Genomic DNA, 14,846 nt, shown 5'->3' on the forward strand with positions numbered 1-14,846 from the left:
ATCCTTTTTCCTTTTAAAAATTTCCTGTTGCCAGAAAAATTGCGGCAAAGAGATTGCTATTAAACCATTTTCAAATTTAATCTAGCGAAACATGATCAAAAAGACATTAACTGCACTTGCTCTTTCATTTTTACTTTTTAGCTGTAGCCAAATTGATGAACTCACACAATTCAACTTGGATTACGATGCTTCTGTTGTCATATCCTCTTCTACAGTTCTCGATTTGCCTTTTACGGTAATCACTCCAGAAATAGAATCTAATTCTGAATCGGAATTCGCTGTGAACAACACAAAAAAAGACTTGATAGAGGAAATCGTATTAACCAAATTGACGCTAACAATTACCTCTCCTACAGATGGAAACTTTGATTTCTTAGAATCTACTTCTATCTACATTTCTGCTGATGGATTGGATGATGTAGAAATTGCCTCAAAGACAAATATTGGCAATGGGGTTGGGAATTTCCTTGAACTGGAAACCTCAGGAGTGAACCTAAAAGAGTATGTGATAAAAGATAACTTCACACTCAAATTAAAGAATGTGACGGATGAACTCATCACTTCTGACCACCACATCGACATCCATTCAGAATTCTTTGTAGATGCAAAGATCTTGGGGCAGTAAAAAATTTACAGGCACATACAAAAGGGCACATCTTGAAACCAAGATGTGCCCTTTTACTTTTAAGGGAAAGCTATTCAACTACTCCACCACAATCTTCACCTCCTCAGCAATGTCTCTTGAAGAAGTGCCCACTAATAGCTTGAAAGCTCCTGCTTCAAGCTTCCAAGCCTTCGCCGACTCATCGTAAAAAGCCAAGCTACTAATAGGAAGGCTTAACTCAACCATTTTTGTTTCACCTGCTTTGAGCGCAACCTTTTGGAACGCCTTCAGCTCTTTCTCGGGACGCATCACGGAAGCTTCATTGTCGTGTGCATACACCTGAATAACCTCTGAGCCCTCTAATTCGCCTGTATTACTAATTTCCACAGTCACCTTCACCACATCTCCGCTTTTATAGTTTTCCTTATCGGCGTTTGCCTCTCCAACTTTGAAGGAAGTGTAAGACAAACCGAAGCCAAATTCAAAAAGTGGCTTGAGCTTTTTCGTATCATGCCAGCGGTATCCTACCAAGATATCCTCTTTGTATTCTTCGTTCACACCATCTCCAGGATAGCCGATTTCACCAAATTGGTGCGCTCCTACGTCGTCCAGTTTCACAGGGAAGGTAAAAGGCAATTTTCCCGAAGGGTTTACATCTCCACTTAATACATCAGCAATCGCATATCCGGCTTCGCTTCCTAAGTACCAAGCTTGCACCACAGCTTTCACATCATCTAGCCAAGGCATGGCAACGGCATTGCCACTCACTAAAACAACAGCTACATTCTTATTCACAGCTGCAATTTCCCTCAGCAACTCATCTTGCCCAAATGGCAAGTTCAAGCTTGTACGATCACCTGCTTCGCAATCTTGCTCATGGTTTTTATTCAAGCCTCCTACATACAAAACAAGATCGGCTTGCTTGGCAACTTCGATAGCAGCAGCTTTCAAAGAATCTTGGTCTAGCGAAGAGGGAATTACCCTTCCATAAGCCGAAGGTCCTGAAGAATAGCCCATTGCATGAAGAACTTTGGCGTTGGCAAATCGTTCTTTGATTCCTTCTAAAGGAGATATTTCATGGATTGTCTTTAGTTCAGAAGAACCACCACCAATGGTCATCATCCTTGTGGCATTCTCACCTATAACAGCAATCGTCTGGGTAGTTTTTGGATCAATAGGAAAAAAACCTTTCTTGTTTTTGAGTAAGACAATCCCTTCTTGAGCAATTTCCCTTGCCACGGCAAAATGCTCGTCGCTTCCTTTGCTCCCAAGCGGGCGATTTGTCGCCATATTGGTTCGGAACATCAGGCGAAGAATCCTTTTCACCTTATCGTCCACCACAGACTCTGCTATCTCTCCGTTTTTCAACATTTTCAAGAAAGGAAAAGCCAAATAATAACTGTCATATGCATTTTCAGTAGAAGAAGTAAGCCCATCAGTCCCTGTCCCCATTTCCATATCCAAGCCATACAAAGCTGCTTGCTTGGTGTCGTGAGCTGCTCCCCAGTCGGTAACTACCACACCGTCGAAACCCCAGTCGCCCTTCAATATATCATTGACAAGCACCTCGTTGTGGCTACACCATTGGCCAAGGTACTTATTGTACGCCCCCATGATAGACCAAACATTTCCTTCTTGTACTGCTGCTTTGAAAGCAGGAAGGTAAATTTCATGTAGAGCCCTATCGCTTAATTCCACGTTGATTGTCCCTCTCCAAATCTCCTGATTGTTCAGTACATAATGTTTCACGCAAGCCGCTACGCCATTTTCCTGAACACCTTTAATATAAGGCACTACTAAGGTTGAAGCCAAAAATGGATCTTCGCCCATGTACTCAAAGTTGCGACCATTCAGCGGAGTACGGTAAATATTTACACCAGGTCCAAGCAAAATATCTTTCCCCCGATAGCGAGCCTCTTCACCAATTGCCACTCCGTACCTGTGGGACAATTCTGGGTTAAAAGAAGATGCCAAGCAGGTAAGTGCTGGAAATGCAGTACACGAATCATTTGTCCAATTGGCATAGCCCCAATCATCCCAGTTGATCTCGGCTCTTACACCATGGGGACCATCGGACATCCACACCTCGGGAATTCCCAAACGCGCAACGCCAGCCGTACTAAATTTAGACTGGGCATGGCACATTTTCACTTTTTCTTCAAGTGTCAATTGCTCGATGATCGAATCTATCTTTTTCTCTATTGTTGGATCATTAACCTGTTGGGCAAATAAAGAAAGGCTTCCCAATAATAGAGAAGCCATTGTAACTAAAGTAATTTTCTTCATGTTGTAGAACACAGTTCAGTTTGAAAAATTAAAAAAATCTGCTTTAAATATATGAGTGTAGCATTCCACTTTTTTACCGTATTTATTCTTCTTTTTTTTGAAAACAATAAAAAAACAAAATGCTTAAGAAATGTTTACCCTGATTACAAACTAAAAAAATGATGACACAATAGCTCTTAGGAAACAAAAAAGCCACGCTTTTCAGTGTGGCTTTGGTAATTTATATCAGTTAGACATCCTTATTTCTTTTCCTCTGAAATACTGAAACTTACAGGATTAGAAACCTTTTCTTGCATAAGAGCTAGTTCTAAAACAGCTTTGGCATTTTCCACATAGTTAATTTCAAGGTTTTGTCTGTACACCTCATTGATTTCTTCTACATCCTTCCTGTTCTTTTTACAGAAAATCAACTGCTTCACTCCTGCCCTTCTCGCCGCAAGTAGTTTTTCCTTAATTCCACCAACTGGAAGAACTCTACCTGTAAGGGTGATTTCCCCTGTCATCGCCAAATTTGGAACAACCTTGCGCTGGGTATATACCGAGGCAATTGAAACCAGCATGGTGATACCTGCCGAAGGACCGTCTTTAGGAACAGCACCAGCCGGTACGTGCAGGTGAAGATCATAATGCTCGAATAATCGAGCATCAACCCCTAATTCTTCTGCATGAGCTTTGAGGTAAGAAAGCGCCGCCGTAGCCGATTCTTTCATCACATCCCCTAATTGACCTGAAAGGGTAATTCTTCCTTTTCCTTGGCTCAAGCTCGATTCTATGTATAAAATCTCACCGCCACTCTGTGTCCAGGCTAAGCCTGTAACCACACCGGCAATATCTCTGTCGGTATAAACTTCATGATCGTACATGGCCGCGCCCAATATCTCTTCAATTTCAGTAGCACCAATATTTTTCTTGTATTCCACTTCCATGGCCACGGACTTGGCAATGTTCCGCACTACAGAACCAATTTGCCTTTCCAAGTTACGCACACCAGACTCCCTCGTATACGCTTCTATCAGTCTCTTTAAGCCTGGTTTGGTAAGGGTGAAATGCTTGGCGGTTAAGCCATGATCTTTTCTTTGCTTAGGAATGAGATGCTTTTTGGCAATCTCCATTTTTTCCTCTTGCGTATAGCCATTCACTTCTATGATTTCCATCCTGTCTAGTAATGCTGGGTGGATAGAGTCTAAAGAGTTTGCCGTAGCGATGAATAACATTTTGGATAGGTCATATTCCACTTCCAAGTAGTTATCTACAAACGTATTGTTTTGCTCAGGATCAAGTACTTCAAGCAGTGCCGAAGCAGGATCACCTCTGAAATCTGCTCCAATTTTTTCTATCTCGTCTAAGATAAAAACAGGATTGTCAAAGCCTACTTTTTTGATGTTTTGCAAAATTCTGCCCGGCATAGCGCCTACATAGGTTTTCCTGTGTCCACGGATTTCTGCTTCGTCCCTCAGCCCGCCTAGGGACATACGAATGTATTTCCTGTTCAAGGCCTTGGCTATTGATTTGCCTAAAGAGGTTTTCCCAACGCCCGGAGGACCGTAAAGACAAAGAATAGGGCCTTTCATGTTTTTGGTCAGCTTAAGCACCGCCAAATATTCTATAATTCTATCTTTAACCTTATCCAGGCCATAATGATCTTTATCTAATATCTTTTGTGCCTTTTGCAGGTCAAACTTATCTTCGGTTTGGTTTCCCCAAGGCAAATCGACCATAAACTCACAATAACTCAATGAAATGGGATACTCCGCAGAAGCAGGGTTCATCCGCATTACCTTAGCTATTTCTTTGTCAAAGTGACGGCGAACCGTTTCAGGCCAAACCTTCTTTTTTGCCTTCACTTTTAATATTTCTATTTCCTGCTCCGAGCCTTCCATGCCCAGCTCATCTTGTAGCACTTTCATTTGCTGGCGCAAGAAATAATCACGTTGCTGCTGGTCTATATCCGAATGCACTTTACTTTGGATTTCGTGCTTCAATTCCAACATCTGGATTTCTTTGAGCATAAACTCCAAAAGGCGCGTGCCTCTTTTTTTGCCATCTTCCATTTCCAGCAACTTCTGCTTTTCTGTTACTTCAGCATTTATATTGGAAGAAAGGAAATGGGTAAGAAAACTAGGGCTTTCTATGTTTTCAAGGGCTACTTGAGCCTCTTGTGGTATTTCAGGATTGAGCTTTAGGATTTTAGCTGCCGCATCTTTAAGCGTTTGTACGAGCGCAACAGTTTCTTTCTTTTCTATATCAGGAAACTCATCGTGCTTCACCTCTACTTCAGCAGTGAAGTAAGGATCTTTCTGAACAATTCGCTCTATTTTGAACTTGCGCTTTCCTTGAATAATAATGGTCGTGTTCCCATCAGGCAATACCAATAATTTGATGATTCGCGCTACTGTACCTACTTGATAAAGGTCGTCTTGGTCTGGATCGTCTGCATTCGTGTTTTTCTGGGCTACCACCCCTATTGTTTTATCCCCTTTGTAAGCCTTCTTCACGAGTTTTACAGACTTCTGTCTGCCTACTGTTATAGGGATAACAACTCCAGGAAAAAGAACGGTATTGCGGATAGGCAATATGGGTAATTCCAACTTCGCTCCATTTTCAAACTCCTGATCATCCTCATCCTCTGGCAATACAGGGATAAGCTGGTCAGATTCCAACTCCGATATTTCACTAAACAAAAAATCTTTCTTATTACTCATATCTAATTATAAACCCTCGTAGATTTTTAGTCTCAGCTAATTAGTTTAACCGATCTTTTCACGCAAGCCTGCAAAACTATTTTTCTAAAATTACAAAACCAAATTCATAGTTAAAACTATTTGTACACGAACAAAATTTGTTCAATGGATTTTTTGCCATAAAAATCTTCGGAAAAAGTAATTCTCCAATAAAAAAGCAGATATCAAGAAGGTTTTGTCTTTTTGCCGAGATATATTTGAAATCTATTCTGCAAAAAATGAATGATTATTGTTAATTTGAATATCGAACAGTTAGGCTGGTAATCTTAAAAACTACGTACGATCATATTATTGTGAAAGATCGGCAACAACAATCTTAACCTACTATAGGGTTTTCAAGTAAAACACAACGTGTTTTAAGGTTGAGACAATTAACATCACTCTCGCAGAAATTTTGAGGGTATATTTTTAAATGTTTTTTTGAAACCGGAAACTGTAAAACACCGGCGCCACTAAAAACGATGAAGCATCAGGCAATTGACCTATCGTTTTTCACCATGAACAAGACAAACATCACACTTTCCAGCCCAATACCCAACTTGCAACTTCTAGTCGCAATCATGTTATTGCTGTCTCTTAGCTTTTCCGCTAACTCGCAAGGAAAAAAGAAAGAGGGCAAGAAAAAAGAAAAAGGCTTATTGGTAAGCGATTTTTTCCCTTCCGATTCTAGTAAAGTAGTAAAACTTCCAAAAGTCAGATTTGAGAATATAAACGTGATTCCAGATTACTATGACGCAACCAAGCTTGCCCAGATAAAACGCTTCAAAAAAAATAAGCAATGGGACGAGTTCATGGTATCGCTTTATATGTATGTGAGCAAATTCGGCATCAACAATTTCATAAAGGACATGAACCTTATTTGGGAATTGGCCAGAGTTGCCGAATACAAGGGGGAGACAGAACTCACCAAAGACCTCTACCGGCTCATCATTAAGCATTACCGAGGCGACTTGCAAGAAGCCCTTACCCATTATGATACTATCACGAAGTTTGAAAGACCTCTTTATGCCGACATAGAAGACTATTATAAGTTGGTAGAAAAGCGACGTCTCATAGACACGCTCCAACCGCCCGTTTCCATTTTGCTAGATATGGGTGAAGGCGTAAATTCACTTTACGATGATTATGGAATCACCCTCGCCGGGGAAAATGACAACATAGTAGTCTTTACTTCCAGTAGAAACCAAGATACATCAAAGTATTTTGCCGATCTGATGGGAATCCATGAGATGGAAAATATTTACATTTCTGAAAAAGACGATGCCGATGAATGGTCACCTGCAAAGCCTTTTACAGAAATGAATTCCCAGTACAAAGAAGGGTCGCCCTGCATGTCTACCGATGGAAAGACCTTTGTATTTGCTCGCTGCCTTAGCCCAGAAGGCTATGGCGACTGCGATTTGTATATTTCCCACAAAAACGAAAAGGGGGAATGGTCGCCTCCGCAAAACCTTGGCGAGGGAATAAATAGTTACGCTTGGGATTCCCACCCCGCATTTTCTATTTCCGAAGACACCTTGTTTTTCGCTTCCAACCGAAGAGGCGGATTTGGAGGCTCGGATTTGTATTATTCGGTAAAAAACAGCAAAACGGGCCAATGGGGAAAGGCCATGAACATGGGACCTGTGATAAATACTCGTGACAGCGAAGTAAGCCCGTTCCCCCACCCTGAGTTTAATGTTCTTTATTTTAGTTCAAATGGGCAAATTCTCAACTTCGGAGATTTTGATATTTTTAAAAGCTACTCAGTAGATGGAGGCTGGACAGAGCCGAAAAATGTTGGTCCCCTTGTGAATGGCGCTGGCAGTGAGCTATATTTTACCATAGACACCGATTCGAAATACCTTTTTTATGCAAAGTCCGCTTTTGACAATGGCAGAAACTTGGACTTGATGTCCTTTCCCCTGCCCATGGAAGCCAAACCCAACAATACGGTAAGGTTTTCGGGAAGGCTGATAGAGCCCGCCACTGGCGAGGTGTTCAAGGGTGTTGTTTCCGTTATTGACCTGGACGAAGGGGTTGAAGTCTCACCGAAAATCCTGCGGGAAGACGGCACGTTTGAGTTTGAGCTAATAGATAAACGAAAATATTTGTTGATAATAGAAGGAGATAACTTCTTCCGGATTGAAGAAATGTTCGATATGGAAGGAGATTTGGAAATGGAAGTGGTAGCTCAGAGAATCCAAAAGGTTTTCACTTTTGAGTCAATCGATTTTGAGAGAAATAGCAGTCGCTTGAAGCCAGAAATGGAAAATAACCTTCACTTAGTAATCGACTTTTTGGTGGCACATCCAGATTATAGCTTAAAAGTGACTGGACACACCGATTCGGACGGAGACGAGGAAATAAACATGAGGTTATCCCAAGAGCGAGCAGACGTTATTAAAAAATACATTATAGATTATGGAAGGATGTCGGACAACCGGATTATTGCGGAGGGCAAGGGAAGCAGCATGCCTATTATAGAAGAAGAACTAACCGAGGCCGACAAGAGTATGAACCGCAGAGTGGAATTTGAGCTTTTCAACCCTGATGCTAAATAGATACAATCAACCTAATTCATAGCATAATTTTTAACCAAATAACTAATAAAACATGAAAGTTGGAGTCCTTTTATCTGGAAGTGGTGTATACGATGGAACAGAAATCCATGAAGCAGTCCTAACACTTTTGGCCCTTGATAAATTAGATGCGGAAGTGCAGTGTATAGCTCCAGATATTGAGCAGCACCATGTGATAAACCACATGACCGGTGAGGAAATGCCTGAGAAAAGAAATGTATTGATAGAGTCCTCCAGAATTGCGAGGGGAAATATAAAGCCGCTATCTGAGGTAAGTGCCGATGACTTTGATGCACTAGCCATCCCTGGTGGTTTTGGAGCAGCTAAGAACCATACAAAATGGGCATTTTCCGGACCAAAAGGAGATATAAACCCTGAGGTTAAAGCACTAATTGTCGAGTTGATAAAAAAACACAAGCCAATTGCTGCTCTTTGCATGTCCCCAACTACTCTTGCGAAAGCACTTGAAGGAACGGGTGTTGAAGCAAATCTCACTGTAGGGACAACCGAAGCTCCCTCACCTTATGACATTGAAGCTATTAGCGAAGGAATGGACTCTTTGGGGGCAAAAGCTGTTTATTGCGATACAACCCATGTAATTGTAGACGACACCAACAATTTGGTTACTACTCCTTGCTACATGATGGAAGCTTCCGTAAGTGAAGTTTTTATAGGAATAGAAAAAGCAATGACGAAACTAGTAGAAATGGCAAACCTTCATGCCCAAAGTTAACTTCCTTCGTGAGAACCGTGAACTGAACAGTTTCGCATGAAAACATAAATTTTAAGTAAGTGGACAAAAGAAACCGTATAATAAAAAAGCCTTAAATTAGCTTGATGGAAAAACGCTATATCACACTAAGTGCGTCAGAAGAGATGGAACTAAAAACCTTGAAAAAGCAGGGTGGTTCTGAACGCGAGCGCGACCGTGCCCATGCGCTGCTCCTGAGCAACAAAGGACATACGATAGATATGCTCAGGGACATATTCGAGGTGCGCAGGGCCACCATCTCGGAGTGGTTTGACAGATGGGAATCCTCAAAGGCGGCAGGATTGATGGATGCCCCCAAGAGTGGGCGGCCGAGTATCTATACGGTGGAAGAGCAAAAAAAATAGCATCCCTTGCCCGGGAAGGGCCTGTCACCTGTCTCCGTTTTTTTGCCCAAGAGGTCTCCACCAAGTTCGGCAAGGACGCCTGTGGGAAGACCGTCAAGCGGAGATCGACCTGTGTTATTTTGACGAGACGGGGATAAGCCTGTGCCCGAACGTTCCGTATGCGTGGCAGCCCGTTGGCACGGCAAACAAGCTGCCCGCCCGGCGGGGCAACGGGGTCTCCGTCTTGGGCATACTCGACCCGTTGGCCAACACCTTCACGGGGAGCTATTACCATGGCGCGGCAAACTCGGCATGTGTCATACAGGTACTGGACAGTTTCTCCGAGACGATCACGAAGAAGACCGTACTGGTCTTGGACAACGCAGCGATACATAGATCCAAAGAGGTAGGGGAAGCTATGGGAAAATGGAAGAAAAAAGGCCTGTACCTACAGTTTATCCCTGCATACTGTCCCGAACTCAACCTGATAGAGATCTTGTGGAAGATGCTCAAGCATTATTGGATCAGGCCAAGGCACTATGCATCCATGCAATCTCTCATAGAGGCCACCTTGTACATCCTACAAAATTATGGAAAACAATATTCGATTTCTTTTGGGTAGGTACTTAAACATACTCTTATAAAAAACGTGGCACTTCGAGAAGTGCCACGCCATTAATTAAAAAAACAACTCTCAAAAAAAGCGGTATTATATTATTTTTCCCACCAAACTTTTGTCTCAACTACATCTGCGCCTTGTCTGCTCAATACAGCATTGTAGTTTTCGGTATTTAGCGACTGTTCCTCAGTTGGGTACTGGAAACGGCTCGGATAGTTAGGCAAGAAGGCATCCCTACCTGGCTTTATGCTACTTGGAAACCCTGTTCTTTTGAACTCGATAAAACCTTGGTAATCTGTATTTATCAATGAAATCCATTTTTGAATCATGATAGTCTCTAACTCGCCATCATAAGCAACATTTGCTTGCTCAAGGTAACCTGCCGGCATTTCAGTTTTCCAATAATCGAAAGAGGCTTTTATACCTTCTTCATAAAACGTTTTGGCATCGCCCGCAATCCAGCCTCTTTGTGCTGCTTCAGCCAAGATAAATTGAACCTCATCGTACTTGATCAACATCCCTTGGATAGTATTCGGCTCAAAGAAGAACTTGTCGGCAAATTTTGAAAGGTAAGCATCACCACCTTTGTACACATAAGCATCGCCATCAACCAAACCATTTGCCATTCCATCCCACTTTGGAGTTCCTTCCTCCACTGAGTTAGAAGTAGGGTTGAACCAAGCTTGAATCCTAGTATCATTCCTGTCTTGCAATGCACTTTGGATATTCTCGGCCATCCTATATTCGTTAAAAGAACCAGAACGGTAACCATCTGTCTCAGAAAAAGGAACTGCATTTGGCTTGTTTGTCAAGAAAGTCAAAGTGATGTTGTCATCGTTACTTTCCAACACAGGGTATTTTGTAAGGTCACCCATTATTTGCTTGATCACCGATTCAGCAGTTGCCGGTTTTGCTTCTGAAAGCCTTAAAGCAACTCTTAGTCTTAACGAGTTCGCAAATTTTCTCCACTTGTCCAAATCACCGTCCAATAAAATATCCCCTCTTATACCAGGTGCACTCGGGTCAGCCAACAAGTCATTAGCCTTAAGCAACATAGCTAATATGTCATCATAAATAACCTCTTGTGTGTCATATACTGGAGCAAAGTTTTTCTCTTTTCCTTTGATTGCCTCGGTCATAGGCACATCGCCCCACATATCAGTGAGTATCTGGAACATCCACGCTTGCATAATTAGAGAAACAGCTTCGTAGCTAGTATTTCCACTTTCGACCGCAACAGCTTCCAAATTCTTGGCATTTCGGATAGAAGTGTACAAGTTAGTCCATGCACCTGATTGGCTTCCCCACTCAAACTGGTCAAAAGAAGTAAATACGATACGAGCGCCGTATTGTGCCATCAGGTTTCCCTCACTCCAAGCAGAGCTTACCATTTCGGTAACAGGGTCGCGGAGCACACCTGTCAAGATCAGCTCAGGGCTATTGGCAACGGCATCGGCAGTAGCCACATCTGGATCTATGTTGTCAATTCCTGCTTTAAACTCATCACACGAAGTGCTGAATAACATCAGGGTGAACAGAGAAATAAATACGATATATTTTTTCATCTTTTTATCAATTTAGATTGATTGAGCTCCAATGCTACACATCAGAAACCTTGGAGCCCAATTGTTTGAAGAATTGGATTAAAACTTAAGGTTCACATTGAAGCCCCAGCTTCTTGCACTTGGGATTGGGTGAGCTTCTATACCTGGCAAGAACTGCCCATTTACATAGCCCAATACTTCTGAGTCTCCATGAGGGAAACTGTTCCAGATAGCTAGGTTACGACCAACAGCCGACACACTTACCGATTGCAAGAAGTTGTTCACAAACAAAGATGAAGGCAATTGGTAAGTCAATTTCATTTCTCTCAGTTTTATGAAAGAAGCATCGTACATACCTTCAGTCTCATTTTCTCTTTTGTAGCGTTTGTTATGATAAGATGAAGCAGCTGTCGCCACGTCATTCTTCACATAGCCAGTTACTTCACCTTCGCTGTTGAATACCTCTTTTACACCTTCGCCTATAATTCCATCAGTTCTGGTATTTCCATTTGCATCTACCCAAGACACCCCACCAAATTCAGTATCACGCCCAAATAATGTTTCATCAACGTTACCCGCAGTAGCTGCAATCAAACGTGTTTCTGAGTAAAGCTCTCCGCCTTCTCTCCAGTCAAACAAGAAGCTGAAAGACAAGTTTTTGTAACGGAACTCATTCGTCAAACCAACCATGAAATCAGGATTGTAATTGCCCAAATAACGAAGTTCGTTTGAGGCAACAGGAAGGCCTTCCCTGAAAATAACTTCTCCTTCGTGCTCCAAGAAACCAGTTCCATACATAGCACCCATTGACTGTCCTACTTCAGCGATAACATCAACCCTGTTTCCTCCAAGGCTGTACTTGTCAATTCCATCAGCTAGCTCTACCACTTCGTTGCGGTTACGAGTGAAGTTCACAAACGCATTCCACTCAAATCCGCTAGCCGTTCTGATTGGTGTAGCGTTCAACATTACCTCTACGCCTTTGTTCACTATTTCACCTGCATTGATAATCTGAGAAGTGTAACCCGTTGTGATCGGAACACCTACACCGATAATCTGGTTTTTAGAAGAAGAGTAGTAGTAGGTAAAGTCAATCCCAACTCTATTTTGCAAGAAACGCAAGTCCGTTCCCACTTCGTAAGAAGTCAAAATCTCAGGTTTCAAATCGGAGTTAGAAAGTGTACCCGACTCGCTCACGATCAAATTAGATCCCCAAGTATTTTGGTCAAAGTTATATGGAGTAGTCAATCTATAAGGATCCGTATCATTACCTACTTGTGCCCATCCAGCTCTCAACTTGAAGAAAGAAATAGCTGAAGGAAGCTGAACCATCTCACTTACTACACCGCTCAAAGTTACAGATGGGTAGAAATAAGAATTGTTGTCTGAAGGCAAGGTACTAGACCAGTCATTTCTTGCAGTCAAGTCCAAGAATAGCATGTTTTTGTAAGCAACCTGGCCAAATCCGTAAAGGCTATTGATTTGTTTCTCTGGTCTGTCAATAGAAGTAGCCAAAGGAATGTCGGTGTTGGTGAATGTGTAAACACCAGGGATCACCAACTGGTTGTTACTCACAGCATGAAATTGTCTTTCTTGGTGCATTTGGTTTCCTCCAAAAGAAACAGAGGCAAACCAATCGTCGTTAATCTGTTTTTTGTAGCTCAACAAGAAGTCTACGTTAGTTTCCTTGAAGTTGATTTTATCTTCACGGTACTGCCCCCTTGGGAAACGCTGTGTGCTATACGCTCTTTTTATTGGACGGATTTCGCCGTAGAAATCTGTACCACCTCTCACCATTAAGCTAAGGTCGTCAGTGATGTCATAAGACAAAGATATGTTACCAATCAACCTGTTCTGATCCATTCCATTAGTATTTTCATACATAGTGAAATAAGGATTGTCATGGTAGTTGTAGTTATAGTTATACTGCTGGAAACCTTCTAAGCCTTCTTGCCAATAGTTTTCCAAGCTTTTGAAATTCACTTGCTGACCCAACCAAGTAAAAAGGTACATCACACTCTCGGTTCCATATCCGTTTACATGACGGTTATCGCTATGAGAATTGATATAAGAAGCTTTTGTATTTACCCTGAACTTATCAGTCAGTTTATAAGAAGCACTTAGGTTGAAAGTATTTCTGCTCAAATCGGTATTTGGCAACATGCCTTTGTTGTCGAAGTTAGTGTAAGAAAGCCTAAAATCACCTTGGTCATTACTTCCATACAAAGAAATATTGTTGCTATAAGTAGTTCCTGTCTCAAAGAATTGCTCCACTGGATCACCATGATCAACCCATGGAGTTGGGGTGATTTCACCTCTTCTATCCAAATCGATACCACTTGGTCCCAATACTCTATCCAAACCATGGATATCGCCACCTCTTAGGCCATTTGCAGTAGGAGAATCAAACTGCTTAATGAGTCTTCCGTCCATTCTTGGCCCCCAGCTTTCATCCACACCATCAAAAGTACCTGAGCCATATCCATTTACAAACTCAAATTCTTCGGCTTTACCTTGGCCATACACCCGTTGGTAGTTTGGTGATTTCAACACCTCTTCAAAAGTTACATTTGAGTTGATGCTCACACCAATGCCTTTCTTTCCTTTACCCGATTTTGTTGTAACCAAAACCACACCGTTAGCAGCTCTTGAACCATAAAGCGCAGTTGCATTCGCACCTTTCAAAACCGATATAGTTTCTATATCGTCTGGATTGATAGCGGCAGCTCCGTTACCGTAATCAATCGCCATGTTACTAGCAATATTTTTAGAAGTAGTTCGCGCATCTGTAGAGTTGTTGATAGGAATACCATCTACTACAAACAAAGGCTGGTTATCACCTGCCAATGATGACTCTCCACGAATAGTGATCCTAGAAGTAGCGCCTACTCCATTGCTACCATTTGTGATATGCACACCAGCAACTCTACCTGCTAGCGAGTTTACCAAATTAGATTCACGTGCTTCGGTAAGATCTTCTCCTTGAACCTCTTGCACCGCATAACCCAAAGCTTTTTTCTCTCTTTCGATACCCAATGCAGTTACAATAACCTCATCAAGCTGCTCTACATCTTCAAGTAAAATTACATTGATAGATGTTTGAGAACTGATTTCTACTTCTTGAGAAGCAAAACCAACGTACGAATAAATAAGCGTTTGAGCTGTTTCGGGCACGGTCAATTTGTACTTGCCATCTAAGTCGGTAACCGTACCTAAGGTAGTACCTTTCACCAACACACTCACACCAGGAAGCATCTCGCCTGCGTTGTCTTTTATTTCACCAGTAATGGTTCTTTCCTGAGCTAACGCCAAATTGCTTATAGAAACAAAAAGCAACATGCTCATTAAAAACTTCATGAAAAGTGTTCTGTGTAATAGAATTTTCATAGATTAGTA

General features: G+C 41.9%; 9 protein-coding genes. 5 read left to right on the forward strand and 4 right to left on the reverse strand.

Features of this window, described 5'->3' with window-relative positions; translation table 11 throughout:
* Positions 1-91 precede the first annotated feature (91 nt).
* Positions 92-625: a hypothetical protein gene (locus R9C00_13870; GenBank protein WPO38543.1), complete on the forward strand. Its 534-nt coding sequence runs from the start codon at positions 92-94 to the stop codon at positions 623-625.
* Between the two features lie 78 nt (positions 626-703).
* On the opposite strand, the gene R9C00_13875 is transcribed toward R9C00_13870, so the two are convergent.
* Positions 704-2,890 carry a glycoside hydrolase family 3 C-terminal domain-containing protein gene (locus tag R9C00_13875; protein WPO38544.1) on the reverse strand — a complete coding sequence of 729 codons (2,187 nt, stop codon included), beginning with the start codon at positions 2,888-2,890 and terminating at the stop codon, positions 704-706.
* Between the two features lie 239 nt (positions 2,891-3,129).
* Complete coding sequence (gene lon / locus R9C00_13880; GenBank protein ID WPO38545.1) at positions 3,130-5,592, reverse strand: endopeptidase La; 2,463 nt, start codon at positions 5,590-5,592, stop codon at positions 3,130-3,132.
* 500 nt (positions 5,593-6,092) lie between these two features.
* On the opposite strand from lon, the gene R9C00_13885 reads away from it, so the two are divergent.
* The 4 genes from R9C00_13885 (at position 6,093) to R9C00_13900 (ending at position 9,909) form a co-directional block, all read left to right on the forward strand.
* Positions 6,093-8,174: an OmpA family protein gene (locus R9C00_13885; GenBank protein ID WPO38546.1), complete on the forward strand. Its 2,082-nt coding sequence runs from the start codon at positions 6,093-6,095 to the stop codon at positions 8,172-8,174.
* A 52-nt stretch (positions 8,175-8,226) separates the two neighbouring features.
* Positions 8,227-8,925 carry an isoprenoid biosynthesis glyoxalase ElbB gene (gene elbB, locus R9C00_13890; GenBank protein ID WPO38547.1) on the forward strand — a complete coding sequence of 233 codons (699 nt, stop codon included), beginning with the start codon at positions 8,227-8,229 and terminating at the stop codon, positions 8,923-8,925.
* Positions 8,926-9,029: 104 nt separating this feature from the next.
* Positions 9,030-9,308 (forward strand): helix-turn-helix domain-containing protein, encoded by a 279-nt coding sequence (locus tag R9C00_13895; GenBank protein WPO38548.1) that lies wholly within the window; start codon positions 9,030-9,032, stop codon positions 9,306-9,308.
* Positions 9,253-9,909, forward strand: a complete 657-nt coding sequence (locus R9C00_13900) for an IS630 family transposase (protein ID WPO38549.1) — start codon at positions 9,253-9,255, stop codon at positions 9,907-9,909. The genes R9C00_13895 and R9C00_13900 overlap by 56 nt, the downstream gene beginning before the upstream one ends.
* Positions 9,910-10,001: 92 nt before the next feature.
* Here R9C00_13900 and R9C00_13905 read toward each other — a convergent pair whose 3' ends face one another.
* Positions 10,002-11,471, reverse strand: coding sequence for a SusD/RagB family nutrient-binding outer membrane lipoprotein (locus tag R9C00_13905; GenBank protein ID WPO38550.1), 1,470 nt, complete (start codon positions 11,469-11,471; stop codon positions 10,002-10,004).
* Positions 11,472-11,549: 78 nt separating this feature from the next.
* Complete coding sequence (locus R9C00_13910; GenBank protein WPO38551.1) at positions 11,550-14,837, reverse strand: SusC/RagA family TonB-linked outer membrane protein; 3,288 nt, start codon at positions 14,835-14,837, stop codon at positions 11,550-11,552.
* Between the last annotated feature and the right edge of the window lie 9 nt (positions 14,838-14,846).

The organism is Flammeovirgaceae bacterium SG7u.111 (genome assembly GCA_034044135.1).
Classification (GTDB): domain Bacteria; phylum Bacteroidota; class Bacteroidia; order Cytophagales; family Flammeovirgaceae.